Annotated in this window: 26 protein-coding genes and 1 pseudogene; 17 read left to right on the plus strand and 10 right to left on the minus strand. The window is 60.6% G+C overall.

All coding sequences use genetic code 11. The features are described 5' to 3' along the window. The first annotated feature begins 25 nt into the window (after window positions 1-25). Window positions 26-946 (plus strand): EamA family transporter, encoded by a 921-nt coding sequence (locus KUF55_RS00770; RefSeq protein ID WP_255557208.1) that lies wholly within the window; start codon window positions 26-28, stop codon window positions 944-946. Here KUF55_RS00770 and KUF55_RS00775 read toward each other — a convergent pair. Both KUF55_RS00775 and KUF55_RS00780 read right to left on the minus strand, forming a co-directional pair. Then, complete coding sequence (locus KUF55_RS00775; RefSeq protein WP_132364128.1) at window positions 943-1,794, minus strand: hypothetical protein; 852 nt, start codon at window positions 1,792-1,794, stop codon at window positions 943-945. The two genes, KUF55_RS00770 and KUF55_RS00775, sit on opposite strands and share 4 nt — an antisense overlap. A gap of 3 nt (window positions 1,795-1,797) precedes the next feature. Then, window positions 1,798-2,601, minus strand: coding sequence for an exodeoxyribonuclease III (locus KUF55_RS00780; protein ID WP_218817696.1), 804 nt, complete (start codon window positions 2,599-2,601; stop codon window positions 1,798-1,800). Window positions 2,602-2,777: 176 nt separating this feature from the next. On the opposite strand from KUF55_RS00780, the gene KUF55_RS00785 reads away from it, so the two are divergent. The 3 genes from KUF55_RS00785 to mmsB are packed head-to-tail and all read left to right on the plus strand — an operon-like array spanning window position 2,778 to window position 6,297. After that, window positions 2,778-4,277 carry a CoA-acylating methylmalonate-semialdehyde dehydrogenase gene (locus KUF55_RS00785; RefSeq protein WP_218817697.1) on the plus strand — a complete coding sequence of 500 codons (1,500 nt, stop codon included), beginning with the start codon at window positions 2,778-2,780 and terminating at the stop codon, window positions 4,275-4,277. A 4-nt stretch (window positions 4,278-4,281) separates the two neighbouring features. After that, on the plus strand, window positions 4,282-5,355 hold the full coding sequence (locus tag KUF55_RS00790; RefSeq protein ID WP_132364134.1) for an enoyl-CoA hydratase/isomerase family protein: 1,074 nt from the start codon (window positions 4,282-4,284) through the stop codon (window positions 5,353-5,355). A 15-nt stretch (window positions 5,356-5,370) separates the two neighbouring features. Beyond that, window positions 5,371-6,297: a 3-hydroxyisobutyrate dehydrogenase gene (gene mmsB, locus KUF55_RS00795; RefSeq protein ID WP_132364136.1), complete on the plus strand. Its 927-nt coding sequence runs from the start codon at window positions 5,371-5,373 to the stop codon at window positions 6,295-6,297. Window positions 6,298-6,507: 210 nt separating this feature from the next. Here the strand turns inward: mmsB and KUF55_RS00800 are convergent, their stop codons facing one another. After that, entirely contained in the window at window positions 6,508-6,918 is a 411-nt protein-coding gene (locus tag KUF55_RS00800) for a hypothetical protein (RefSeq protein WP_218817698.1), read from the minus strand. Window positions 6,919-7,308: 390 nt separating this feature from the next. Here KUF55_RS00800 and KUF55_RS00805 point away from each other — a divergent pair, with 390 nt between their 5' ends. Beyond that, a complete protein-coding gene (locus KUF55_RS00805; protein ID WP_218818660.1) occupies window positions 7,309-8,424 on the plus strand; it encodes an ABC transporter permease in 1,116 nt (371 codons plus the stop codon). Between the two features lie 54 nt (window positions 8,425-8,478). Beyond that, window positions 8,479-9,186 carry an ABC transporter ATP-binding protein gene (locus tag KUF55_RS00810; protein WP_218817699.1) on the plus strand — a complete coding sequence of 236 codons (708 nt, stop codon included), beginning with the start codon at window positions 8,479-8,481 and terminating at the stop codon, window positions 9,184-9,186. A 36-nt stretch (window positions 9,187-9,222) separates the two neighbouring features. Here the strand turns inward: KUF55_RS00810 and KUF55_RS00815 are convergent, their stop codons facing one another. Further along, window positions 9,223-9,747 carry a MarR family winged helix-turn-helix transcriptional regulator gene (locus tag KUF55_RS00815; RefSeq protein WP_132364140.1) on the minus strand — a complete coding sequence of 175 codons (525 nt, stop codon included), beginning with the start codon at window positions 9,745-9,747 and terminating at the stop codon, window positions 9,223-9,225. Window positions 9,748-9,799: 52 nt separating this feature from the next. Then, on the minus strand, window positions 9,800-11,515 hold the full coding sequence (locus KUF55_RS00820) for an AMP-binding protein (protein WP_304623527.1): 1,716 nt from the start codon (window positions 11,513-11,515) through the stop codon (window positions 9,800-9,802). A 231-nt stretch (window positions 11,516-11,746) separates the two neighbouring features. On the opposite strand from KUF55_RS00820, the gene KUF55_RS00825 reads away from it, so the two are divergent. Continuing rightward, window positions 11,747-12,880, plus strand: coding sequence for an acyl-CoA dehydrogenase family protein (locus KUF55_RS00825; protein ID WP_370630976.1), 1,134 nt, complete (start codon window positions 11,747-11,749; stop codon window positions 12,878-12,880). Here KUF55_RS00825 and KUF55_RS00830 read toward each other — a convergent pair. From KUF55_RS00830 to KUF55_RS00840, 3 genes are read right to left on the minus strand one after another with little or no spacing between them, the layout of a single operon-like run. Then, a complete protein-coding gene (locus KUF55_RS00830) occupies window positions 12,877-13,575 on the minus strand; it encodes a peptidyl-tRNA hydrolase (RefSeq protein ID WP_255557209.1) in 699 nt (232 codons plus the stop codon). The two genes, KUF55_RS00825 and KUF55_RS00830, sit on opposite strands and share 4 nt — an antisense overlap. Window positions 13,576-13,605: 30 nt before the next feature. After that, window positions 13,606-14,430, minus strand: a complete 825-nt coding sequence (gene nadE / locus KUF55_RS00835; RefSeq protein WP_132364146.1) for an ammonia-dependent NAD(+) synthetase — start codon at window positions 14,428-14,430, stop codon at window positions 13,606-13,608. A gap of 48 nt (window positions 14,431-14,478) precedes the next feature. Next, window positions 14,479-14,931, minus strand: a complete 453-nt coding sequence (locus KUF55_RS00840) for a MarR family winged helix-turn-helix transcriptional regulator (RefSeq protein WP_132364147.1) — start codon at window positions 14,929-14,931, stop codon at window positions 14,479-14,481. A gap of 151 nt (window positions 14,932-15,082) precedes the next feature. Between KUF55_RS00840 and pyrE the strand changes: the two genes are divergently transcribed. The 8 genes and pseudogenes from pyrE to KUF55_RS00880 all read left to right on the plus strand — a co-directional run bounded on the left by pyrE (window position 15,083) and on the right by KUF55_RS00880 (window position 21,275). Then, window positions 15,083-15,640 carry an orotate phosphoribosyltransferase gene (gene pyrE, locus KUF55_RS00845; RefSeq protein WP_132364148.1) on the plus strand — a complete coding sequence of 186 codons (558 nt, stop codon included), beginning with the start codon at window positions 15,083-15,085 and terminating at the stop codon, window positions 15,638-15,640. Window positions 15,641-15,940: 300 nt separating this feature from the next. Then, window positions 15,941-16,243, plus strand: coding sequence for an urease subunit gamma (locus tag KUF55_RS00850; RefSeq protein WP_132364150.1), 303 nt, complete (start codon window positions 15,941-15,943; stop codon window positions 16,241-16,243). Between the two features lie 17 nt (window positions 16,244-16,260). Continuing rightward, window positions 16,261-16,602 (plus strand): annotated as a pseudogene (locus KUF55_RS18610) (urease subunit beta); the annotation flags it as partial. Between the two features lie 215 nt (window positions 16,603-16,817). Continuing rightward, window positions 16,818-18,530, plus strand: a complete 1,713-nt coding sequence (ureC, locus tag KUF55_RS00860; RefSeq protein WP_218817702.1) for an urease subunit alpha — start codon at window positions 16,818-16,820, stop codon at window positions 18,528-18,530. A 25-nt stretch (window positions 18,531-18,555) separates the two neighbouring features. Further along, window positions 18,556-19,029, plus strand: coding sequence for an urease accessory protein UreE (gene ureE / locus KUF55_RS00865; protein ID WP_218817703.1), 474 nt, complete (start codon window positions 18,556-18,558; stop codon window positions 19,027-19,029). Further along, complete coding sequence (locus KUF55_RS00870) at window positions 19,010-19,711, plus strand: urease accessory protein UreF (RefSeq protein ID WP_132364156.1); 702 nt, start codon at window positions 19,010-19,012, stop codon at window positions 19,709-19,711. Before ureE ends, KUF55_RS00870 begins: the two co-directional genes overlap by 20 nt. 46 nt (window positions 19,712-19,757) lie before the next feature. Beyond that, window positions 19,758-20,372: an urease accessory protein UreG gene (ureG, locus tag KUF55_RS00875; RefSeq protein WP_132364158.1), complete on the plus strand. Its 615-nt coding sequence runs from the start codon at window positions 19,758-19,760 to the stop codon at window positions 20,370-20,372. Window positions 20,373-20,378: 6 nt separating this feature from the next. Next, entirely contained in the window at window positions 20,379-21,275 is an 897-nt protein-coding gene (locus KUF55_RS00880) for an urease accessory protein UreD (RefSeq protein ID WP_218817704.1), read from the plus strand. A gap of 176 nt (window positions 21,276-21,451) precedes the next feature. Here KUF55_RS00880 and KUF55_RS00885 read toward each other — a convergent pair whose 3' ends face one another. Then, window positions 21,452-22,258, minus strand: coding sequence for an MsnO8 family LLM class oxidoreductase (locus KUF55_RS00885; RefSeq protein ID WP_218817705.1), 807 nt, complete (start codon window positions 22,256-22,258; stop codon window positions 21,452-21,454). 8 nt (window positions 22,259-22,266) lie between these two features. Between KUF55_RS00885 and KUF55_RS18960 the strand changes: the two genes are divergently transcribed. After that, complete coding sequence (locus KUF55_RS18960; protein ID WP_370630936.1) at window positions 22,267-22,377, plus strand: hypothetical protein; 111 nt, start codon at window positions 22,267-22,269, stop codon at window positions 22,375-22,377. Between the two features lie 53 nt (window positions 22,378-22,430). Here the strand turns inward: KUF55_RS18960 and KUF55_RS00890 are convergent, their stop codons facing one another. Further along, window positions 22,431-23,378 carry a GlxA family transcriptional regulator gene (locus tag KUF55_RS00890; protein ID WP_218817706.1) on the minus strand — a complete coding sequence of 316 codons (948 nt, stop codon included), beginning with the start codon at window positions 23,376-23,378 and terminating at the stop codon, window positions 22,431-22,433. A 107-nt stretch (window positions 23,379-23,485) separates the two neighbouring features. Between KUF55_RS00890 and KUF55_RS00895 the strand changes: the two genes are divergently transcribed. Beyond that, window positions 23,486-24,133, plus strand: a complete 648-nt coding sequence (locus tag KUF55_RS00895; protein ID WP_218817707.1) for an isochorismatase family protein — start codon at window positions 23,486-23,488, stop codon at window positions 24,131-24,133. Window positions 24,134-24,213 lie beyond the last annotated feature (80 nt).

The following is a 24,213-nucleotide window of genomic DNA, read 5'->3' on the forward strand; positions in this document are numbered from 1 at the left end:
ACTATTCAATGTTAAGGAGTTTTTTGTGAATCAGATCCGGACAACACTGATAACTGCCATCGCACCAGTGGTGTGGGGTACGACGTATTTGGTGACTTCGGAGCTTCTGCCTACCGGGCACCCACTATTTGCCGCGCTAATGAGGGCTTTGCCTGCGGGAATCTTGGCCATTGCATGGACCCGTGCACTACCGCGGGGGTCCTGGTGGTGGCGCTCGGTGGTGCTTGGCATATTGAACATCGGGGCATTTTTTCCGTTGCTTTTTATTTCCGCCTATCGTCTGCCCGGTGGAATTGCCGCGACTCTCGGCGCTGCGCAGCCGCTCATTGTCGCCCTCCTTGTGGTGTGGGTGCTTCGTGAGCGGCTCTCCGCATGGCGCCTGCTGTGGGGTGCTGTCGGCATTGCCGGAGTTGCGCTGGTGGTGCTTCGATCCACCGCCGCCCTCGATACGATTGGTCTGGTAGCCGGATTGTTAGGCGCTGTATCTATGGCATGTGGTGTCACCCTCACCAAGAAGTGGGGTCGTCCGGCCGGGGTTCCGGCGCTGGGTTTGGCCGGCTGGCAGCTTACCGCCGGCGGCTTATTCCTCTTGCCTATCACGCTGTTTTTTGAGGGCATTCCAAACGACACTGGTCTCACCGCGTTGGCTGGGTACCTCTGGCTGGGGCTCGCTGGTGGACTGCTGAGTTACACGCTCTGGTTCACCGGCGTCGCTAAACTCCCCGTGGCCTCCGTCGCCGCCCTTGGTCTGCTCTCACCACTGGTTGCCGCGAGCTTGGGGGCGTTGATCTTGGGTCAAGATCTTGAGGCTTGGCAGTGGGTGGGGTTCGGGCTTGCCCTCGTGGCGATCTTCGCCGGGCAGGTGGCGCCACGAAGCCGGACATCGGATGGGCCGTACGCCGACAATGAGGACTCATCTCGTGGAGTGACGAGGGTCTTGAGCTAGTTTGCTCGTGCCAGTTGGCGAACGGCCAACCAGCGGCTGGAGAGCCTGCGGTAGGAGGCCGCGGCTCCGGTCATATCCGACTCGGCCAGCGATTCAATGCCCAAGCGCAGGTCATGGGGTGAATCATCGGGCCACACCAGGGCCGCAATGCGCCCGTAGTCCAGCTCAACCACCGAGTCGTCGTCGAAGAGCTGAAGCCATTCGCTCAGGGCTGCGAGTTCGTCAAGCAGGTCCATCTCCGGCGCGTGGATGGCCAGGGTCGCCGCCGCATAGCGAACCCGGTCCAGGGCTTGATGCATGGGGGTGTAGATCCTGCTGGCTAGCAAGTCATCGCCGTCTTCGATGACGTCGACCTCATCGTCTTCGTGTACCAGAATTAGCCACCCAAAGGGCACGCCCCAGGTGGCCGTGCGGGTGTGCAGATGTGCCACGTCATCGGTGAAGCGCTGCCTGTCTACGCGTGAGGCGTTTGCTTCACGCGCGGCAGTGGGAATCAATAGTTCTAACAACTGCGGACGCATGGAGCCGTCGAGTTGTTCGGAGGCCAGAATTGCTCGTGTGGCCAATTGATCGGGACAGTACAGCGTATTAACCGTGCCGTCCCAGGTTGTGGTGACCAGTTTGCGGAAAGACTCCACGTGCAGGTGGGGGAAGGGGTCTGAAAGCGGTCGAGTCAGCCGCTTCAGTGCGGCGACGGCCGTTGCATCTTCCAGTACCTCGCGGCTGATCCGACCGGTGGTCAATGCCACTGCTTGGTCGGCCTCCGAGAAGGCACGCAATGGTTCAAAAATGCGCAGGTAAGAGGTCGGCGGGAGAGCTTTCCGATGGGTTCCGCTTACCTGGGCCATGGCCTAGCTCAGCTCCACGATCACCGGGGTGTGGTCCGAGGCGCCCTTGCCCTTGCGTTCCTCGCGGTCAATGCTGGCGCCGATGACCCTGGCCGCTAGTGCGGGGGAGGCCAAGGTGAAGTCGATGCGCATGCCCTCGTTCTTTGGGAAGCGCAGCTGCGTGTAGTCCCAGTACGTGTAGGTCTTGGGCGTATCGGTATAGGGGCGCACCACGTCGCTGAAGCCGGTTTTGAGGAAGGCCTCAAAGGCTGCACGCTCGGGAGCGGATACGTGGGTCATGTTGTTCTCCCGGAAGAAATCAATGTCCCAGACGTCCTCATCGCGTGGGGCAATATTCCAGTCGCCCATCAGCGCTACTTGCGCGCCGGGATCTTCTGCCAGCCAGCTGGCCGCCTGCTTATTGAGGTTTTCGAGCCACGAGAGCTTGTACGGCATGTGTTCGTCTTCTAGGGCGCGACCGTTGGGTACGTATAGGCTCCAGATGCGGACGCCTCCGCAGGTGGCAGCGATCGCGCGCGCCTCTTGGGCGGGGTCCTTGCCGCCCTTGCCGAATGTCGGCTGGTCAACAAAGGTGCGCTCCACATTGTCAAGGCCCACGCGGGAGGCGATCGCCACGCCGTTCCACTGACTGACCCCGAAGTGAGCTACCTCGTAGTCGTTGTTCTCAAAGAGTTCCCACGGGAAGTTCTCGTCTTTGCACTTGGTTTCTTGAATGGCCAAGACATCGACGTCGGAGCGTCGCAGCCAGTCCTCGACGCGGTCGGCACGGGCACGAAGGGAATTCACGTTCCAAGTAGCAATCTTCACCTTCCCAACCTATCAACTTCGGTGATCGGGTTCAGGTTTGCGGCAGAAAAGTCCGGGAAAAATAGTACCTCTAGCAATTTAGTAGGAAGTCCGAGTATATTTTTGGATATCAGACGTGGCGCCCATCACATAAAGCTGCCGCGTGCTAGCGAATTCTGCTGAGGAGCAAGCATCACATGACCCGCGAACTGACTCATTATGTGGGTGGCGCCCACGTCGACGGCACCTCCGGCCGTTTCGCCGATGTCTACAACCCCTCCATTGGACAGGTGCAGGCGCGGCTCCCGCTGGCCTCGGGAGACGAAGTCCGTCTGGCCATCACCGTCGCCGAAGCAGCGCAGGTCCAGTGGGGTACGACAAATCCGCAGCGTCGCGCCAGAATTCTGAACAAGTTTGTTGAGCTTGTGTATGCAAATATGGACGAGCTAGCAGCCCTGCTGACCAGTGAACATGGCAAAACCTTCCCCGACGCCAAGGGTGACATCCAGCGCGGGCTCGAAGTCATCGAATTCTGCGTCGCCGCCCCACACCTGTTGAAGGGGGAATTCTCCGACAGCGCCGGAAGCGACATAGACGTCCACTCCATGCGCCAACCCCTCGGTGTGGTCGCAGGCATTACCCCATTCAATTTCCCGGCCATGATCCCGCTGTGGAAGGCCGGCCCGGCGATCGCCTCGGGCAACGCCTTCATCCTCAAGCCCTCCGAACGTGACCCATCCGTCCCACTACGGCTGGCCGAACTCTTCACCGAAGCGGGCCTCCCCGACGGCATCTTCAACGTCATTAATGGGGACAAGGAGGCGGTTGATGTGCTGCTGGAGGACCCACGGGTCAAGGCCATCGGATTCGTGGGTTCCACACCGATCGCCCAAAGCATCTATGCCACGGCAGCAGCCAACGGCAAGCGGGCCCAGTGCTTCGGTGGCGCAAAAAATCACATGGTCATCATGCCCGACGCTGATCTGGACATGGTCGCCGATGCGCTCATGGGGGCCGGATACGGTTCCGCGGGAGAACGCTGCATGGCGATCTCCGTGGCCATCCCGGTGGGTGAAAAAACTGCCGATGCGCTGGTGGCCAAGCTGATTGAACGCATCGCTACCCTCAGGGTGGGTGACGGCATGGACGAGGCATCAGATTTTGGCCCGGTGGTAGCGCAAAGCGCCAAGGACCGCATCGAAGACTACATCCAGATCGGTGTTGACGAAGGTGCGTCACTGGTGGTCGACGGCCGCGGATTAACCGTGCCCGGCCACGAGAACGGCTTCTGGATTGGCCCCACTCTCTTTGACAACGTCACCGAAACCATGCGGATCTACAAGGAAGAAATATTCGGTCCGGTGCTTTGCATCATCCGAGCCAAGGACTACGAGGAAGCACTCCGCTTGCCCTCCGAGCACGAGTTTGGCAACGGAGTTTCCATTTTTACCCGCGACGGGGACACCGCACGGAACTTCTCCTCACGCGTGCAGGTCGGCATGGTGGGAATCAACGTTCCCATCCCGGTGCCGATCGCCTACTACACCTTCGGCGGATGGAAGGCCTCGGGCTTTGGGGATTTGAACCAGCATGGAGCCGACGGATTCCGCTTCTACACCAAGACCAAGACCGTGACCACGCGCTGGCCATCGGGTATCCGTGAGGGTGCGAGCTTCATCATGCCGGAGGGCAGTTAATAATATGAGTGAACCCGAAGTACTTTTTGCTGTCCGCGGCACGCTGGGTGTCATCACACTGAACCGCCCGCGTGCGGTTAATGCCCTGACTGCCACCATGGCGACTGCCATGCTCGAAACCCTGCTCCGCTGGGCCAACGATCCGGCGGTGCATCAAGTACTGGTGCGCGGCTCGGGGGAACGTGGGCTCTGCGCCGGCGGAGACATCGTGGCGATTTACCGCGACATCACCTCCGGTGGCCGGGCAACCGAGGAGTTCTGGAGCACCGAGTACTCACTGAACTCCCTGATCCAGTCGTATCCCAAGCCCTACATCGCCTACATGGACGGGTTGGTGCTCGGCGGGGGAGTGGGGATCTCGGCCCACGGCAGTCACCGGCTGGTCACAACCCGGACGCGCAGTGGGATGCCCGAGACAACCATCGGGTTTGTCCCCGATGTCGGCGGAACGTACCTGCTTTCACGCTCCCCGGGCGAATGCGGCACTCACGCCGCACTCACCGGAGAACACCTGGGCGCTGCCGAGGTGCTCTATCTGGGACTGGCCGATCACCTCATCGATTTCGCCCGAGCCGAAGAGCTCTTCGTGGCGCTGGAAACGGTGCCGGTTGACGAAATTCTTCCGGGATTCATCCTTCCGGTGCCCGCCTCGAATTTCGAATCTTGGCGTGTTTGGCTTGATGACGCTTACGCACACTCGAGCGTCGAAGAAATCATGGTGGACCTGAACGTGTTGGCGGCAGCGGGTAACGACGAAGCCCGGGCAGCGGTGGCGACGCTGGGCAAAAAGTCGCCCAGCGCGCTGAAGCTCACCCTTGCCTCGCTACGCCGAGCCAAGAACCTTACCGACCTCGAAGAGGTCCTTAAACAAGAATATCGAGTGGGGCTCCGTGCCCTGGATTCTAGTGACTTCCCAGAAGGCATCCGAGCCCAAGTTATCGACAAGGATTATGCGCCGATATGGAACCCCGCCACGCTTCAAGCGGTGGATATGGAGTTGGTTGAGGCCAGCTTTGCTTCCCTAGGCAACCGAGAGCTCAAACTCAACCCCCGCGCCCTCAGTGGCGCCGTCGAATAGCACTGGAGGACTGACATGACCGAAACGACACCCGCAGCGCCGGGCCGTATTGCCTTCTTGGGACTTGGACACATGGGGGAACCCATGGCCGTGAACCTCCTCAAGGCTGGATTTGATGTAGTGGGCTTTGATGTGGTTCCGGCAGCCGTGGCAGCGGCCACTGCCGCCGGTTTGCCATGTGCGACCACTGCGGCAGAGGCCGCCACCGGTGCGGCCATCGTGCTGACCATGTTCCCTTCGGGGGCGATCCTGCTAGATGCCTATCGCGGAGTTGATACACCGGGACTGCTGGAGGTGGCCCCGCCAAACACCCTCTTCCTCGATTGCTCCACCATCGATGTGGCCCAGGCCCGCGAGGCTGCTGAACTCGCCCTGGCCGCCGGACATCGATCCGCCGACGCCCCGGTATCCGGTGGCGTTGTAGGCGCTGAAGCCGGGACACTAACGTTCATGATCGGTGCCGACGCATCCGATATGGACCAGATCACCGTACTGCTGGAGGTCATGGGCAAAAAACTGGTCCATTGCGGTGGGCACGGCGCTGGACAAGCGGCCAAGATTTGCAACAACATGCTGCTGGGTATCTCCATGATCGGGGCTGCCGAGGCCTTCGTCTTGGGTGAAAAACTGGGGTTGAGTCATCAGGCGCTGTACGACGTGATTTCCACGGCCTCGGGACAATGCTGGGCAGTCACCACCAACTGTCCGGTTCCGGGTCCCGTACCTACCTCACCAGCGAATCGAGATTATGTTCCCGGATTCGCCGGGGCGCTCATGGCTAAGGATCTGGGTCTAGCGCTCAATGCACTAGAAAACACGGGAGTTAGCGCGCAACTGGGCCCCCTTGCAGCGCAGATCTACCGCCAATTTTCCGATGAGGGCGGGGCAGGACGCGACTTTTCCGGAATCATCACCGAGATCCGCAAAAACTCTGGAAACTAGCTACAACGCAGCCTAGAGGCGGAGTGCCACGTCGTCCCGGAACACATGAGTCAATGACACGAGAGTTCCGGGATGACGCTCCTGAAGCAGCAGTTCAGGAATCTTGGCCAATGGTCATGATCGGAAGGTCACGAAGAAAGGGTCCGTATCTAAAATGACCGCCACCCCATACGTCTAGGAACTGGAGGTCATTTTGGATTGAATGACCGACTAGCTGCGCCGTTTTGTCAGTTCGAGGCTTTTCTCACTGGCCGAGATCATTAGCACTACAAGCAGTCCCATGGTAGAAAATAGCCACAAGGCGAATCCCCCTATGTCGCCGGAAGCGCCGGTTTTACTTCCAAACGAGAGCAAAAAACTGGCTGCAATGGCAGATGCGATTCCCAGTAGTCCAACACTGAATAAAAATCCGCTTTTCCGACCTTTCCGATCCTTCTTCAGAAAAAAATAGATAGTCGCCGTAAGGGAAGAAACAATTGCTGTAACGTGCCCGAAGACGTACAGGGATTCGGCAAGAGGAATCACTAGTACTCCAACGAAGGCTAGCGCTGCAAATACTAATGGAATGACCCTCGCTACCTTAAATCTTTCAGTGATCTGAGATTCTACGACGCTGCTCACTTTTACTCCTGCTGACTAGGGGTTAAAGAGAGTATATGCCGATGCCGCGGCATCGGATGTTGCGGCAACTAGACGGCATCTATTTTGCGGTGCGGCAATCGGATAAGCCATTTCACAGATTCTATTGAGGACTATTCGGCAGGGTCTAAAAATGCGGACCTTTCCGAATTTTATGGGGTGATTGCGTATGGCGAACGTAGGGGAACAACCCAACGGCGGTTCATCGTGTGGGAGTGCTTCACCGTGTCTCGACCCTGAATAGTGTCGAGCCCACAGCAATCGACCATATGGTCGATGTGCGAGCAGCAGGAACGTCGGAGGATGGGAGATAAGAAGGGGAAAATGCCAACGGTAAATCCCCGAATCATCCACCGAAAGAGAACCCCGATCGTGTTCCTCGCCATTCGAGATATTCGCTTCGCCAAGGGCCGCTTCGCCCTCATGGGCACGGTGGTGGCACTCATTACGCTGCTACTGGTCATGCTCTCCGGACTCACCGCAGGTCTGGGTGATCAGTCAACCTCGGCCCTCAAGAATCTTGGATCGGCGGACGAGCCCGTAGACAGCATTGTCTTCGGCGCCGCCAGCGGCAATGAACCCAAGGCCTCCTTCACCGAAAGCCAGGTCACGGCCGAGCAAGTAGCCACGTGGGAGGCTCGTGAAGGCGTCGCTTCGGCCCAGGCCATCGGTATCACCCAAACGCGTTTCCAAGGTTCGGCAGCAGGGTCCGAAACCAGCACCGGAACCACGAACGTCGCGGTCTTCGGCCTTGAGCTGGACAGCGCCCTCGCACCATTGCCGATAACCAAGGGAGAAGTCGTCATCGGTGAATCCGTGGCGGAAGACCTGTCGCTCAAAACCGGAGACGTGATCTCCATGGCCGGGGTCGATTTACGTATTGGGGGAGTAACCGCAGACAACTGGTACTCCCACACCTCGGTCGCCTACACGGACCTAGATTCCTGGACGAAGCTCGCTCACCTAGGAGATCAGACTCAGGCCGGAACCGTCATCGCTGTGACCAACCGGGATGGGTCAACCGTTGATACAGAGGCGGCGAACGCTGCCGCATCGACGGTGAGCACTACCCGCACCGGATCATACGCCGCTCTAGGTTCTTACAAGAGCGAAAATGGCTCCCTATTGATGATGCAGGGTTTTCTCTATGGCATATCTGCCCTAGTGATCCTGGCCTTCCTCACTGTCTGGACCGTACAGCGCACCCGCGACATCGCCGTGCTCAAGGCCCTCGGCGGTTCCGGTAGCTACGTGCTGCGAGACGCCATCACCCAGGCGAGTATCGTGCTCCTGCTCGGCGCGGCAATCGGTGGCGGTGTGGGGATCCTCGGTGGTTCCCTCGCCGCGGCGGCGGCTCCCTTCCTACTGAGTCCGGCCACCACGCTACTGCCCATTGCTGGGGTGGTGGTGCTGGGACTTGCCGGAGCTGCGCTCGCCGTCTCCCGCGTGACCAAGGTCGATCCACTGATCGCCCTTGGCGGTAACTAGTTCACCAAGTAGTTGCCGCACAAATTTCTCTCCCCACCCGAGTGAAGGATTTCCATGAGTACCCCAAACACCAACATGCCACTGCAACTGATCGACGTCACGCTTGAATACCCAGACGGAGACGGCACCATCAAGGCTCTGGACACCGTGAATTTGAGTGTCGGTGCCGGCAAGATGCTCTCGCTCATCGGCCCCTCGGGCTCGGGCAAGTCCTCCCTGCTGGCCGCCGCGGCAACACTCATTCGCCCCACTAGCGGCCTAGTGATCATCGACGGAACTACCGCCAGTGACCTGAACGATGCCCAGCTGACCGCGTTACGTCGCGAAAAGATCGGCATCATCTTTCAGCAGCCCAATCTACTGGCCTCACTTACAGCGGTGGAACAACTCATTATCTCGGACCATCTGCGTGGCAACTCGCTGAAGCAGGCCAAAACACATGCCCTCGAGTTGTTGGACATCGTGGGCTTGGCCGACAGCGCCAAGAAGCGCCCACACCAACTCTCCGGTGGTCAACGTCAGCGTGTGAACATTGCCCGCGCCCTGATGGGCGAACCGAAGGTGTTGCTGGTCGACGAGCCGACGGCGGCGTTGGACAACGCACGTAGTGAATCAATCGTGCGTCTGTTGGTGCAGGTCACCAAGGAATTCTCGGTGGCCACCGTGATGGTCACCCACGATACCGAGTTCATTTCGTTCACTGACTCGGTCGCCGCCATGCGCGATGGAGTGTTGGGGATTTCGGAACTGGTCGGCAGTTAGGCGTCAGTTCCCGCGCGGTGTATCTCGAATATTTGCTTACTCCGAGGTAGATTCTTCCCCCGAGAAATCCCCAGCGTCACGGCGGAACTTACTAAAGATCCGGATCAACGTGGAGATGTCTCGGTCGGAGAAGCCAGATTCGGCAAAGATCTGAGCGTTTAGCTCGAGGGTGGCTGCCGCGGATAGTTCCCGGCCCTGCGGTGAAAGTGCGATGAGCGTGGTGCGTTTGTCGGTCGGGTGTTTGGTTCGGGCGACCAACCCGGCGCTCTCCAACCTGTCCACGGCATTGGTGACAGATGTGGCGTGGACCTGTAACAACGCGCTGGCTCGATTCATTGCCAGCTCACCATCGCGCGCGAAGCTGAGCAGGGCCAACATTTCATAGCGCGCGAAGGTGAGACCGAAGGGCTTGAGTACCGTTTCAGCGCGCTGCAAAAGAATCTGCTGCGTGCGCATCAGTGCGGTGATCGCTGCCATGGGTTCGGCAACGTCTTCCCATCCATGGCGTTCCCAATTGCGTTGCGCTTCTAGGATCGGGTCGCGCGATAGTGGCTGGCTCAATTTTCCCTCCGGATATAACGTGTGCCCTAGCTTATCCAAACCCCGCTCGGGCTCAGGACTTCAGCGACGGGAATTCGTCGTCGCGGTACTCCACGCCGAGGGTTTGGGTCCCGGCCGTTGCTTCGTGGCGCGCTACTTCACTGTTACGCAGTTCCACCCGCCGGATCTTCCCGGAAATGGTTTTGGGAAGTTCGGCGAATTCGAGGCGACGGATCCGCTTGTAAGGTGCCAGGTGTTCCCGGCAGAAGCCGAGGATGCTTTCGGCCAGCTCCGCAGAGGGTTCGTGGCCAGCGGTGGTCACCACGAAGGCCTTGGGAACCGAGAGCCGCAGCGCATCGGGGGAGGGGACAACGGCGGCCTCGGCCACGGCCGGGTGTTGGATCAGCACCGACTCCAGCTCAAAGGGGCTGAGCTTGTAGTCGCTGGACTTGAAAACATCGTCCCCGCGCCCCACATAGGTAATGACTCCTCGCTCGTCCATCTCGGCCATATCGCCGGTGTGATAGAGACCGTCGCGGAATGCCTCCGCGGTCTTTTCCGGATCTCCGTAGTACCCCTTCATGATCCCCAACGGTCGAGGATCTAAGCGCAGACAGATTTCCCCCTCGCTTCCCGCGTCTCCAGTAGCGGGGTCGATGAGCACAACGTCGTAGCCGGGCATCGGGCGTCCCATGGCGCCGATGGTGATGGGCATTCCGGGCGGGTTGGCGATTTGCACGGTGGTTTCGGTCTGCCCGAAACCGTCACGAATGGTTTGGCCCCATGCGCGGTTGACCTGGTCGATTACCTCGGCGTTCAGGGGTTCCCCGGCCGACACCAGCTTGGCCGGTGGATTTTTAAGTGCCGTGAGGTCGGCTTGGATGAGTAGGCGCCACACCGTTGGCGGCGCGCAGAAGCTGGTGACAGACTCGGCGTCCATCTGAGCCATCAGGGCCTTGGCATCGAAGCGTTCGTAGTTGTAGAGGAACACCGTGGCTTCGGCGATCCACGGGGTGAAGAAATTACTCCACGCGTGTTTGGCCCAGCCCGGGGAAGCGACATTGAGGTGTACATCGCCGGGCTCCAGTCCGATCCAAAACATGGTGCTCAGGTGTCCGGCGGGGTAGGAGGTATGGGTATGTTCCACCAGTTTGGCCTTTGATGTGGTGCCGGAGGTGAAATACAGCAGTAGGGTCTCATCGGCCTTGGTGGGGACCTCCGGAACAAATTCCGTGGATTGCTCGGCGCTTTCGGTGTAGTCAAGTGCAGTTGACGAGGCATCTTTGTCCACATTGATGAGGTTGAATTTGCCATCAACCTTGTCGAACTTGTGGATATCACTCCTGCCAGCCAAGGCCCAGCTGGCTTCTCCGCGCTCCACCCGGTCCTGCAGGTCCACGTGGGTCATCTGAGTCGTCGTGGGGATCATGACCATGCCCAGCTTGATGCCGGCGAGCATGATCTCCCAGAGTTCGACGCGGTTGCCCAGCATCACAATCATTTTTTCACCGCGCTTCATTCCAACCGAGCGCATCCAATTGGCAACCTGGTTGGAGCGTTCCGCGAGCTCAGCCCAGGTGCGACGCGTGGAGCTGCCGTCCATTTCCACGATGACCAAGGCGTTGGTTGCGGCGCGGGAGGGATCCTTGGCGACCTGATCAAACCAGTCGAGACCGAAGTTGAACTCGGTGAAGGCCGGCCAACGGAACTCTTCGAGGGCGCCGGTGTAATTGGTGCGCAATTCCATGAGTCGATCGCGTGCCGCACGGAATTCTTCGGTAACGGTCATTGTCATCCTTTCGACCGGACACCTAATTAGTAGGAAGCCCTAGTGATTTGAGTCACTGGCAAATATACTTTGATATCCAAGGGTTTGGAAGGGTCTACCGCCCGAGAGCCAAATAATTCACCGGACAAGGAGCTATCCCCTCTCATGCCACTCAGCGAGAACCACCCAACTCTCACTAACACGCACTCGAAGCACATCGGAAAGCAACTACCATTTCCGGATGCCGACCTCATGCATATCTGGGCGCAACTGGACTCCGCCGAGCGCCAACGTCTGGAAGGGATCCGAACATTCTTCCAAGAGCACGTCCGCCACGACAGCATCGAATATTGGAACCGTGAGGAATTCCCGCACCATGTGCTGCCGGCGTTGGCCGCCCACGGACTGGGCGGAATTCAGCTCGACGGCAGCAGTGAACTCTTTAAGGGTCTGGTCTACGTTGAAGCGGCACGCGCCGATGTCTCCCTGTCAGCGCTGATTGGCATCCACAACGAACTTATCGTTGGCATGATCCACGAACTGGGATCGGTCGAACAGCAACAGAAATGGTTACCGGACCTGACGCAATTCACTGCCGTTGGAGCTTTTGCGCTCACCGAGCCCGATCACGGATCCGACATCGCTGGCGGTTTGTCCACCACCGCCACGCGCGACGGTGATGAATGGGTCATCAACGGGGCTAAGCGCTGGATCGGAGCCGCCACCATGGCCGACTTCTCCTTGGTCTGGGCCAGAGATACCGCGGACAACGCCATCAAGGCCTTTATCGTCGAATCGGATCGCCCGGGCTTTAGTACCTCCAAGATCTCCAACAAGATTGGCTTGCGCATCATGCAAAACGCGGACATCATCCTAGATGAGGTGCGCGTTCCAGAGGCCAATAGGCTTCCCGGAGCCAAGAACTTTGCTGCAGCCAACGAGCTTTTGATGCACTCTCGGGCATGGGTGGGATGGCAGGCCGCAGGGGTGCAATTGGGGATCTTTGATGTTGCGCGCGACTACTCGTTGGCCCGAAAACAATTCGGTCAGCCGATTGCCGGGTTCCAGCTTGTACAGCTGCCCTTGGCCGAAATCCTCGGTAACGCCATGGCGAGCCTCTCGCTCATGTCTGACCTTGCTCGAATCCAGGGCAGGGGTGAACTGCAGATGGTGCAAGCAGCCATGGCAAAATCGACGACAACTCGTTTGGCACGCGATTCAGCGGCCAAGGGGCGTGCCCTGATGGGCGGAAATGGCATCACCAGTGACCATGAGATGGCCAAGCTGTTTGCCGACGTCGAAATTCTCTACACCTACGAGGGTACCTATGAAATCAATTCCCTCATTGTCGGTCGAGCCATCACCGGGATCTCGGCTTTCGTTTAGCCGATGCGAATAAAGGCGGTGGCCGAACCGGGGATAATTTCGGTGCGACCGGCATCGTGGATCAGCGGGCCCTGGGCCGAGCGGGATAGCTTCTTGAACGCCTTGGAATCGAGTCGTTGAACCGAGAGCTTGCAGCCGGCCGCGCGCCAAGCAGCAAGATCTGCGGGTTTCCCCTCCAACACCCACGCGAACAGGGCATGGGCGCCCTGGGCTGCAGCCTTGCCGGTGCTCATGCCGAGTCCATCATTCAACGCGATGTGCACCGGTGTGGGTTCCATCGGTTTGCCGGGCGGAAGTGTAGTTCCGGAGACCTGCAACTTCGCTAATCGTTTAGGCAGCGACTCGGCAGGCATCGGAGCGAAGGCTAGGGCACGCGCGCTCCCGAGTTCGGCGACGGAATGATCCGGGAACTCGGCGGCGACCTTGGCAAACATCTTTGCATCCGCCCGCCGGACGCTTTTGGCAAAGGCGCCTTCGGCCCACGGGCGCCAATAGGGGTGCTCAGGATTGGCCAATAACGCATTAACCGATGCCAGCGCCGCGACGGTTATCCCCGCATCCTCGTCGCACGGTTCCTCGCGGTCCACCAACAAGATAATGGGCTGGACCAATTCGCCCGTGGGCTCCGGGAGATCCGCATAGGGGTTCTCTGAAACTTCTGGCGCGGCTGCTGGTTCGTTTAAGGTGTTATCCACAAGAACCAGCCTATGTTGTTTCGGTCGCTGCTACTTTTTCCACCAGGTGTCAAAGATGGTGGCGGGGGTGGTGCGCTTATGCCGTGAACGCAGGTACTTGGTCTCCAGAGCTACCGCTGCGTCCTCGGGAATCGTGCGACCCTCGAGGTAATCGTCGATGTTGTTATAGCTGATGCCCAATTCGTCCTCATCGGTGCGAAGCGGTTTGCCGTCCAAGAGGTCCGCAGTGGGCACCTTTTCCCACAACTGCGCGGGTGCACCCAAGTGACGCAGGAGTTCGCGATTCTGTCGCTTGTTCAGTCCAAAGAGCGGTAGGAGGTCGGCCCCACCATCACCGAATTTTGTGAAGAATCCCGTAACGGATTCGGCGCCGTGGTCGGTTCCGATCACCAAAAGATTTTCCTCACCGGCCAGAGCGTATTGGGCGATCATGCGCATGCGAGCCTTGATGTTGCCCTTGTTAAAATCCGAGATTGGAGTTCCCGCAGCCTCTTGGAAGGCGGATTCGAGGCCATCGACACCCGCCCGCACATTAAAGGTCCGCTCCACATCGGCCGCCACAAACTTCAGCGCCGCCTGGGCATCCGCCTCATCTTGTTGGGTGCCATAGGGAAGCCGAACGGCAACGAACTGTGCCTCGGTTCCCTCGGCGCGAAGTTCCTCGGTGGCAAGCTGCGCCAAACGTCCAGCGAGCGTTGAATCCAAGCCACCGGAAATGCCCAAGACGAAACCCTTGGTGCCCGAGGTTAGAAGGTATTCCTTGAGGAAGTTAATACGGGCGCGCACCTCCGCAGCGGGATCGATCTGCGGCTTGACGCCCATTTCTTCGATGATGACGGCCTGTAATTCGCGCATGTTCAATAGCCTATCCCGAGTCGGGGAACACGTGGCGAAGAACCGCCTTTATGCGTCGGCAGGTGGATTCTGCGGATCCCAGCCGAGGTTGACGGCCATCTTGCGCAGTGACGCCACGGTGGTGGCATACTCCACCGGGGTGATCCCGGCACTGGATTCCTCACGCATGGCATCAACGATCTCGGTCAGTCGTTCCAGGGATACCATTCCCCGCTCGGTGAGCGTGAAGGTATGGCCTTCCTCCGCGACCCAGCCCGATTCAACAAGTTCGGCCAGATGTTCCGAGGGACTCGTTGGTTCGTCTTGTGCTTGGGCCTCCCCAAAGAAGGGAGCTAGCGCCGCGGTGAGCTCACCTCCGGTGGCTGAGCCCTTCGTCAGGACATTGAGCAATTGCCATTGGCGACGGGTGACGCCATGCTCTTCGAGGGAGTCGGCGAACTGCTCCGAAATGAGCGAGTCAACCAATTTGAGCCAGTAACCCAGAGGGCGAGAATCGGTCATGTCCTCAGCCTAACCCCGCAACCACCTGCCTGTCTGTAGCAAATGTGGCAGCGACATCTTTCGCCCGCCAACGGCGGGGTTTCGAGGAAGAGTTGTGACACAAAGGCGCGATGATCACCGGCACGGCAATCACCAAACTAGAATTGAGACCATGACCAATACTGCCGCGCGCGCCCGCTTGCTCGAACTCATCAAGGAACTTGCCGTGGTCCACGGCAAAGTCATCCTTTCCTCCGGTAAGGAGGCCGACTACTACATCGACCTTCGCCGCATCACCTTGCACCATGAAGCCGCGCCGCTGGTCGGTTCCGTCATGCTGGAAATGCTCGACAAGGCGGGCATCGAATTCACCAATGCCGGCGGATTAACCATGGGGGCCGACCCAGTGGGCACCGCGCTCATGCACTCGGCAGGTACCGCGGGACGCTCGATCGACGCTTTTGTGGTGCGCAAGGCACAGAAGTCCTACGGCATGGGCCGTCAGGTCGAAGGCCCCTCGGTGGAGGGACGCAACGTTGTTGTCCTCGAAGACACCTCCACCACCGGTGGCTCCGCCTTGACCGCCGTCGAAGGTGTGCGCAAGGCCGGCGGCAATGTCGTAGCAGTTGCTGTGATCGTTGACCGTGACACCGGATCCAAGGAACGCATCGAGGCCGAGGCCGGAGTGCCGTACCTCTACGCCTTCGGTAAGGACGAACTGGGCCTCTAAAAAGACCCGAATCTGCACGACACGACAAAGATGTCCCGCCGATTTCACCAACAGTGGAATCTGCGGGACTTTTTTGTTTTCCTCAAGTCAGCAGTGGAACGGACGGCTCGAAGCGGCCCCCGGACTGGTAGCGAAAGCACCCTCGAAGCACCGAGCCGCGCTGTGGTTGAAACTCGGCGGTGGGCGGCTTCTGCTTCTGCTATTCTTGCCCTATCCACGGACCTCCCGGCGCATCTTCCCGCCGGTTGCAGATAACGGGTGGCGCAATGTTTTTACCACTGTTGAGAACTGGAGCCTTAGATGCATTTAACCCCGCGTGAGCACGAAAAACTCATGATTGTCGTGGCCGCCGATCTGGCACGTAGGCGCCAAGCCCGCGGACTGCTGCTCAACCACCCCGAGTCCGTGGCCATCCTCACCTACGAACTCATCGAGGGGGCCCGCGACGGGCGCACCGTGGCGGATTTGATGAGCTACGGAACCACGATCCTGGCCCGCGAACAGGTCATGGAGGGCGTCGCCGACATGATCTCCGACGTGCAAGTCGAAGCGACCTTCCCCGACGGAACCAAGCTCGTCACCGTCCACAACCCGATTCGCTAGGCAAGGGAGACAACAGCATGAAACCGGGAGAATACATCCTTCGCGACGAGCCCGTGCTCTGCAACGCGGAACTCGAAACCCGAATCCTGAACCTGGTCAACCACGGGGACCGCCCCATTCAGGTTGGATCGCACTACCACTTTGCCGAGGTCAACCCGCAACTGGACCTGGACCGGGTCGCAGCCCGAGGCTTCCGCCTGGATATCCCCGCTGGCACCGCCGTGCGCTTCGAGCCGGGGGACGCACGTACCGTGCACCTCGTCGAATTTGCCGGTCGCCGGCATGTCTACGGATTCCAGGACCGCGTAAACGGGCCGGTCGGTGAGACCATCCCCGCGAAGGATACCGAGGCGATCGGCGGCTCCGCCGGCATCAACCCGGTCACCGAGGCCGAGCTCGTCGCCGACTACGACATCGACCTGCCCAACCTCGGCCGCGAGACCAAGGGTTTCCACACTGATTACGGTGTGGACCCGGTTGATGAAACCCTGCCGCCACACCCCGACGAGGCCAGGCGCGCCACCGAGGAAAGCGAAGACACCGTGATCCAGGATCCTGAAGCGGAGGGCACCAAATGAGCTTCGAGATGAGCCGCAAGCACTATACGGAGATGTACGGGCCCACCACCGGAGACGCCATTCGTCTGGCCGACACCGAGCTACTGGCCGAGATCGAGCATGACTACACCAACTATGGCGACGAGGTCGTCTTTGGTGGCGGCAAGGTCATCCGCGACGGCATGGGCCAAAACGGTCAAATGACCCGCGACCAAGACATCCCCGATACCGTCATCACCAATGTGGTGGTGCTTGACTACACCGGGATCTACAAGGCCGACGTCGCATTGCGCGACGGCCACATCTTCAAGATCGGCAAGGCCGGGAACCCGGATATCACCAACGGGGTGAACATCACCATCGGCGCGGCCACCGACATCATCGCCGGTGAGCACAAAATCCTCACGGCGGGCGCCATCGACACCCACGTGCACTTCGTGAGCCCCGACCAGATCCCTGTGGCACTGGCCTCCGGGGTCACCACCATGATCGGCGGCGGCGCCGGACCTTCCGACGCTTCCAAGGCCACCACCGTGACCCCCGGTCCCTGGCACATCTCCCGGATGCTGCAGGCCGTAGAAAACCTGCCGATGAACATCGGCTTCCTGGGCAAGGGACATGCCAGTGCGCGCGGCCCGCTCGCCGAGCAGATCCGTGCCGGTGCCATTGGCCTGAAGATCCACGAGGACTGGGGAGCAACCCACTCCTCCATCAACGAGTCGCTGAAGATCGCCGACGAATTCGACGTGCAGGTCGCCATCCACGCCGACACCCTGAACGAGTGCGGCTTCGTGGAGGACACCATCGCCGCCATCGACGGCCGCGTCATTCACACCTTCCATACCGAAGGAGCAGGTGGTGGCCACGCCCCAGACATCATCCGCATGGCGGGGCTGCCCAACGTGTTGCCGGCCTCCACCAACCCCACCCTGCCGTACACGATCAACACCGTGGACGAACATCTGGACATGCTCATGGTGGCCCACCACCTCAACGCGGACATCCCCGAGGACGTGGCCTTTGCCGACTCGCGGATCCGCGCCGAGACCATTGCGGCCGAGGACGTCCTGCACGACATGGGTGTGTTCTCCATGACCTCCTCCGATTCCCAGGCCATGGGCCGGGTCGGGGAGACCGTGCTGCGCACCTGGCAGGTCGCCGACGCCATGAAACGCCAACGCGGCAAGCTGGAGGGTGACCCGGAAGTCGGCGACAACTTCCGGCTCAAGCGCTACATCTCGAAGTACACCATCAATCCGGCTATCGCCCACGGCATTGCCGATACCATCGGCAGCATCGAGGTGGGCAAGTTTGCCGACCTAGTGCTCTGGGACCCGGCGTTCTTCGGCGTGAAACCGGACATGGTCATCAAGGGCGGGCTGATCGTTCAATCGCTCATGGGAGATTCCAACGGATCGATCCCCACCCCGCAACCGCGCACCCTGCGTGCCAACTTCGGAGCCCTGGGCACCGCGGTGCACGCCTCCTCCATTACCTTCCTGTCCCAGGCAGCCATCGAGGAGGGCGTGCCCGAACGTCTGCGGCTGCGCAAGGTCATTCGGCCGGTTCATGGCATTAGGACAGTGACAAAGGCTGACCTGAAATTCAACGGGGAAACCCCGGACATCCAGGTTGACCCGCAGACCTACGTCGTCACCGTCGACGGGGTCGAGGCGACCTGCGAGCCCTCGACCGTGCTGCCCATGGCCCAGCGCTACTTCCTCTTCTAAAAACCGCAATTTCACAAGGAGTTTCATGATTATCGAGCAGCTTATGGGGAACAAGCGTGATGTTCCCGCGGCCGAGCTGGCACAGCTGCATGAGGAAAAGGTTGTGCTGCCTTCCTCGGCCCTGGTCAAGCGAATCCAGCGCGTCACCACCGACCACGGGCGAGAGTTGGGCATCCGCCTGGCGCCCGGCGCCGACTTGGAAGATGGGGACATCCTGCTGCGCAATGAGAAGGAAATCATCACGATTTCCGTACTGCCCACCGACGTGTTGGTTATTGCCCCGGGCTCCATCTTCGAGATGGGGCAGGTGGCGCACGCGCTGGGCAACCGCCACCTCCAAGCCCAGTTCTTCGACACCGCCTCGGACTATGCCGCGGCGGTCATGGTGGTGCAATACGACCACACCGTGGAGGACTTCCTGAAGCACCACAACACGCCCTATCAGCGCCAGGAACGTGTGATGCCGGTGCCGTTCCGCCATGCCGAACACACCCACTAGCCCCACGGCGGGGCACCTGCTCACGCTGCTGCAACTCTCCGACTCGGCGCTGCCCACCGGCGCCTTCAGCCATTCGCTGGGATTGGAAAGCTACCTGGATACCCGGGCGGTGCACGACGAAGCCAGCTTCACGCTGTGGCTGGAGAGCTTCCTGACCCAGTCCCTGGCCTACACCGACGGACTGGCGGTCCGGCTGGCTCACGCGGCCGCCGGCGGAGCGGAGCTGGCGCGCATCGACGCGCTGGTAACGGCAGCGGCGGTGCCACGGCAGATCCGCGAGGCCGGGGTGAAGATGGGTGCACGCATGTTGCACGTGGCCACCAGCGTCTTTCCGACGCCAGAGCTGGAGGCTTACCGGCTGCAGGTTCAATCCGGGGCATGCTCCGGACACCCGGGCATTGCCTTTGCCCTGGGCGCGCGCGGTGCCGGTGCCCCGTGCGCCGACACCGTGGCGGCCTACCTGTTCTCCACGGTGACATCGTTAACGCAGAACGCCATCCGTGGGATCCCCATCGGGCAGAATGCCGGGCAGCGGGTGCTGCGGGCCATGCATGCCCCGGTCCTGCAAACGGTAGAAATGATCTTCGGGCTGGAGCTCGACGACCTAGGGGCGGCGGCCCCTGGTCTGGAAATAGCGCAGATGCGCCACGAACACTTGCGCGCCCGCATGTTCATGTCCTAGGTGGACGGAACGTGCGGAGCGAGCAACTTACGACAGAAGGAAGTGCATGATGGAACCGATTTGTATTGGCATCGGAGGACCCGTGGGAGCGGGCAAGACCCAACTCATCGAGCGGATTACCCGGCGGCTGAACGACGAGGTGTCGATGGCCGCAATCACCAATGACATCTACACCATCGAGGACGCCAAGATCCTCGCGGCCAATGGTGTGCTGCCGTTGGATCGGATCGTGGGCATTGAGACCGGCGGCTGCCCACACACCGCGATCCGCGAGGACACCTCGATGAACTCCGCGGCGATCGAGGAGCTCAAGGCCAAGCACCCAGATCTACAGATCATCTTCGTCGAATCTGGGGGAGATAACCTCTCCGCCACGTTCTCCCCGGAGCTCGTTGACTTCTCCATCTACATCATCGACGTGGCGCAGGGGGAAAAGATCCCGCGCAAGGCCGGTCAGGGCATGATCAAGTCCGACCTCTTCATCATCAACAAGACCGATCTGGCCCCCTACGTGGGAGCGGACCTCTCGGTCATGGAGCGGGACTCCAAGGAGTTCCGCGGCACCAAGCCCTTCTGCTTCACCAACCTCAAGACCGATGACGGACTGGATACGGTCATTGATTGGCTTAAGCACGAGGTGCTGATGCTGGATCTGGGCTAGACGGGCATGAAGGCAACGACGGGCGAACCCCCGGCGATCCGGGAACTGGGTCCCTCGCCCTTTGCCGGCACAAAACTCGTTGGCGAGCTGCGCCTGCGGGTGGGCAACCGTGCCGGTAAGGCGATTGCCACCCGGCAATACCACCAGGGGGCACTGCGGATCCTGCGCCCGCACTACCTCGATGACACCGCCCAGGTCTGTTACACCATCGTGAACCCCGGTGGCGGGTACCTGGGCGGGGATAACTACGGCATCGAGGTCACGGTCGACGAGGACGCCTCGTTGTTGTTGACCACTCAATCGGCCACCAAGGTCTACAAGACTCCCGGCAGCATCGCCCGCCAGGACATGGTGGTGCGGCTGGGACCGGGCGCGCTGCTCGAATACGTGCCAGATCAGCTCATTGCCTATCGCGGGGCCAGCTACCGGCAGTTCACGCGCGTGGATATGCACCAGGATTCCAGCCTGCTCTTCTGCGAGGTGCTCACCCCCGGCTGGAGTCCGGACGGGAAGCTGTTCCGCTACGACGAGGTACGGCTGCGCACCGAGGTCTCGGTCGACGGGCGCATCGTGGTTCTCGATAACCTGCTGGTGCGCCCCGGAGCGGATTCGCTGGACTCGCTGCTCTTCCTGCAGGACTACACACACGTGGGGATGTTGCTGGCCGTGGATGCAAACATTGGCCCCGGCGACGTCGAGCGCATTCGCGACCTTGCGTACAAGATCGGTGACGATCAGGGTACCGATGTGCACCTGGGTATCAGCCAGGTGTCGGGTCCCGGCGTCGCGGTGCGGGCGCTGTCGAACTCCACCGAGGCCATCAATGCGGTCCTAATGGGCGTGATTAACGATCTGCGCCACCACTTGCGGGGGCAAAAGCCGCTAAACCTGCGCAAATACTAGGCTCTGCACTCCACTGTGATATCGATGCGCTGACCTCACAGTTGCCGAGAAAGCCTCGCATGTTGCGGCACTCTTGCCTACGGTCACCAGCTTTCGGTCGGCGCTGAGCCCGGCCAGGACCGCGCCCACCGCAACGATGTCACCTGCAACGATCAGAAAATCCTCCAGATATTGGTTCAGTTAGTTGGCATGCCGTAGTGGTCTGCGATTAGTTCCACGGTTTGTGCTTGGGAGCGACGCGAATATCCCTGAACCACCAACATCACCTCGTCGACTCCGGTTTGGGCATGGAGCTCCTCCAGGCCCGCTGCTACCTCGGCCGCGGTTCCATGAATTGCCCGATCGGTGTATTCCTCGATGATTGCTCGCTCTTGGCTAGTGGCCTGGAAGGCTGCCACTCCCTCGGGAGGAAGCAGGGAGAACGACTTGCGTTGGAACATTCTCAGCATTGCCATGGCGGAGGAAGATGACTGGCGCCGCGCTTCGGCGGGATTCTCATCGGCAATCGCTCCGATGCTGACCAAGCTGTATGGCTCCGCGAGGTACCGTGACGGACGGAAGTTCTCACGGTAGATCCGCAGCGCATTCAAGACGTCGGCGCCGCCAAATTGCAGTGCGAAGGCGTACGGTCGACCGAGACGGGCGGCAACCTGTGCGGAGTAGGTCGAGGAGCCCAAAATCCAGATGTCGGCGCTGGTTGCGGAGCGGGCAACACGGTTCTCATCGGCCTGCCATGGCCCCGGCACGGCGTGGACATCCTCGTAGGGGTGACCTTGCGGGAAGTTATTTTCCATGAATCCCAGCAGCTCGGCGATTTGCTCCGGAAACTCTTCGTTGGCCGTCTGGTTGCGGCGCAAGGCAGCCGCGGTGGCGCCGTCGGTGCCCGGAGCGCGTCCCAACCCGAGATCGATTCGCCCGGGGGCCAGGGCGTCGAGCATGCCCATTTGTTCGGCGACCACTAGGGGGACGTGGTTGGGCAGCATGATCTTTTATGGTGCGAACGCATGCGCGGCGGCAGTGGTGTTCGGAGCGCTGTGGCGCCAGACAGCGGGCCAATCGCGCCTACGCCCGCAAGCAGGAGAAGGCACCCGCCGCCGAATGACCTCAGCTGTGTCACCTCGACCGTCGGGCCGGCAGCTCCGGGATGCCGATACCTTAGCCGCGGGTGAAGCGGGTTCGATACGAGGTTGGGGTCGTGGCATAGGCCGCGATGAAGTTCTGACGGAAGGTGACCGCGCTGCCGAAACCGCAGGACTCCGCAATGCGAGAAATGCTCCAGCTGGTGGTTTCCAGAAGTTGGCGGGCGTCGTCGAGCCGCCGCCCGAGTACCCAGCGCGCCGGGGAGAGACCGGTGACTTCCCTAAATCTGCGGGTGAAGTTGCGCTTACTCATCGTGGCGTGAGCCGCCATGGCCTCCACCTCTAGGTCCTGATCCAGGTTCGCCTGCGCCCATTGAATGGTCCGGCCCAGTGGCCCGTCCAGCTCGGGGTCCGGCAATGGGCGGGCGATGTATTGCGCCTGCCCTCCTTCGCGGTGCGGGGCAATGACGATGCGTCGTGCCACTGCTGCCGCGGCCGCCGCGCCCAGGTGGGTGCGCACGATGTGCAGACAGGCGTCCAACGAGGAAGCGGTACCGGCCGAGGTGAGCACGTCGCCGTGGTCGATGTAAAGTGCGGAACTATCGAAATCCACGGCATGCGGCTTGGCGGCCAAGTCCTTGATCGCTTCCCAATGCGTCACTGCCGTGCGCCCGTCAAGCACGCCGCTGCACGCCACCGGATAGGCACCCAAGCACAGCCCGGCGATGGAGGCCCCCCGTTCATGGGAATCTCGTACTAAGCGAAGCAGATTCTCGGACGGTTCCGGCAGGTGTGACAGCCAGGATGGGAGCACCACGAGGTCGGCATCGCGAACGATCTCGGGCCCGTAGACATCCCCGATCACATACCCTTCGGCACTACGCACCGGCTGACCCGCCTCGCTGAAAACCCTCGCCTCCCAGTCCTCGGCGAGGCCAAGTCGAGATACCTCGCCGAAAACGAGCAGCGGAGCTGCCAGATGGAACATGGTCATCCCATCGAAGGCGTGGATGGATATTTTCACGTTGGCCCATTTCCATCGAAAGTGTGCATATACGCCACTCACTGTAGCGCTCCGAAGGCTGGCAGGCTGGAATCATCAACCAAACCATCAAGGAAACGGGGACCACCATGGCTGAAACGCGCCGCGCACTGATCGTCATCGACGTACAAAACGACTACTTTGCCGAGGCAGGACCTCTGGCCATCCAATACCCGGATCGCTTCGAATCCCTGGCAAACATCACCCGCGCCATCGACCTTGCACATAAGCAGGGGATGCCGATCGTCTCCGTTCAGCACCAATACCCGGCAGGTGCGCCGGTGTTTGCGCAAGGCTCTGAGGGATGGAAGCTGCACCCGGAGATTGCCTCGCGCCGCACCGATTTGTGGAAGCATCTGGTGAAGAGCTATTCCAGCGTGTTCGCCGGCACCGACTTCGAGGCTTGGCTGCGGGAGAACGAGATCGAGACCATCACCATCGTCGGCTACATGACCAACAACTGCGACCTCGCCACCGCGGTGGAGGCCGAACCGCGGGGCATCGCGGTGGAGCTGCTCGCCGATGCCAGCGGCGCAATCCACCTGGCCAACGAGGCCGGGACGGCCAGCGCACAGCAGGTGCATGAGACGCTGATGGTGCTATTGCAGTCCAGCATGGCCGCCGTGGCCAGCACCGATGACTGGGCACAGGCCGTTGCGGCGGGCACCGCACTTCCCAAGAGTGACCTGGGTACCTCCGCAGTCCAAGGCCGGGCGGCCTTCGCACCCGTCGTTTGATCATTTCGGTTTGTGTCTTGGGGTCGTATCCGGATACGACCCCACGGTGTCCCCGCGTGTGCCTTCAAGAGGGCAGCAAG

The sequence above is a fragment of the Paeniglutamicibacter sp. Y32M11 genome (assembly GCF_019285735.1).
Lineage (GTDB): Bacteria > Actinomycetota > Actinomycetes > Actinomycetales > Micrococcaceae > Paeniglutamicibacter.

Coding starts and splice junctions, on each gene's coding strand:
- KUF55_RS00820 (WP_304623527.1), bottom strand. CDS start 11,515: ATGACCGTTACCGAAGAATTCCGTGCGGCACGCGATCGACTCATGGAA.
- KUF55_RS00850 (WP_132364150.1), top strand. CDS start 15,941: ATGCATTTAACCCCGCGTGAGCACGAAAAACTCATGATTGTCGTGGCC.
- KUF55_RS18960 (WP_370630936.1), top strand. CDS start 22,267: ATGGTGCGAACGCATGCGCGGCGGCAGTGGTGTTCGGAGCGCTGTGGC.
- ureG (WP_132364158.1), top strand. CDS start 19,758: ATGATGGAACCGATTTGTATTGGCATCGGAGGACCCGTGGGAGCGGGC.
- nadE (WP_132364146.1), bottom strand. CDS start 14,430: ATGCGCGAATTACAGGCCGTCATCATCGAAGAAATGGGCGTCAAGCCG.
- KUF55_RS00895 (WP_218817707.1), top strand. CDS start 23,486: ATGGCTGAAACGCGCCGCGCACTGATCGTCATCGACGTACAAAACGAC.
- KUF55_RS00825 (WP_370630976.1), top strand. CDS start 11,747: ATGCATATCTGGGCGCAACTGGACTCCGCCGAGCGCCAACGTCTGGAA.
- ureC (WP_218817702.1), top strand. CDS start 16,818: ATGAGCTTCGAGATGAGCCGCAAGCACTATACGGAGATGTACGGGCCC.
- KUF55_RS00775 (WP_132364128.1), bottom strand. CDS start 1,794: ATGGCCCAGGTAAGCGGAACCCATCGGAAAGCTCTCCCGCCGACCTCT.
- KUF55_RS00870 (WP_132364156.1), top strand. CDS start 19,010: ATGCCGAACACACCCACTAGCCCCACGGCGGGGCACCTGCTCACGCTG.
- KUF55_RS00790 (WP_132364134.1), top strand. CDS start 4,282: ATGAGTGAACCCGAAGTACTTTTTGCTGTCCGCGGCACGCTGGGTGTC.
- KUF55_RS00785 (WP_218817697.1), top strand. CDS start 2,778: ATGACCCGCGAACTGACTCATTATGTGGGTGGCGCCCACGTCGACGGC.
- ureE (WP_218817703.1), top strand. CDS start 18,556: ATGATTATCGAGCAGCTTATGGGGAACAAGCGTGATGTTCCCGCGGCC.
- KUF55_RS00880 (WP_218817704.1), top strand. CDS start 20,379: ATGAAGGCAACGACGGGCGAACCCCCGGCGATCCGGGAACTGGGTCCC.
- pyrE (WP_132364148.1), top strand. CDS start 15,083: ATGACCAATACTGCCGCGCGCGCCCGCTTGCTCGAACTCATCAAGGAA.
- mmsB (WP_132364136.1), top strand. CDS start 5,371: ATGACCGAAACGACACCCGCAGCGCCGGGCCGTATTGCCTTCTTGGGA.
- KUF55_RS00810 (WP_218817699.1), top strand. CDS start 8,479: ATGAGTACCCCAAACACCAACATGCCACTGCAACTGATCGACGTCACG.
- KUF55_RS00840 (WP_132364147.1), bottom strand. CDS start 14,931: ATGACCGATTCTCGCCCTCTGGGTTACTGGCTCAAATTGGTTGACTCG.
- KUF55_RS00885 (WP_218817705.1), bottom strand. CDS start 22,258: ATGCTGCCCAACCACGTCCCCCTAGTGGTCGCCGAACAAATGGGCATG.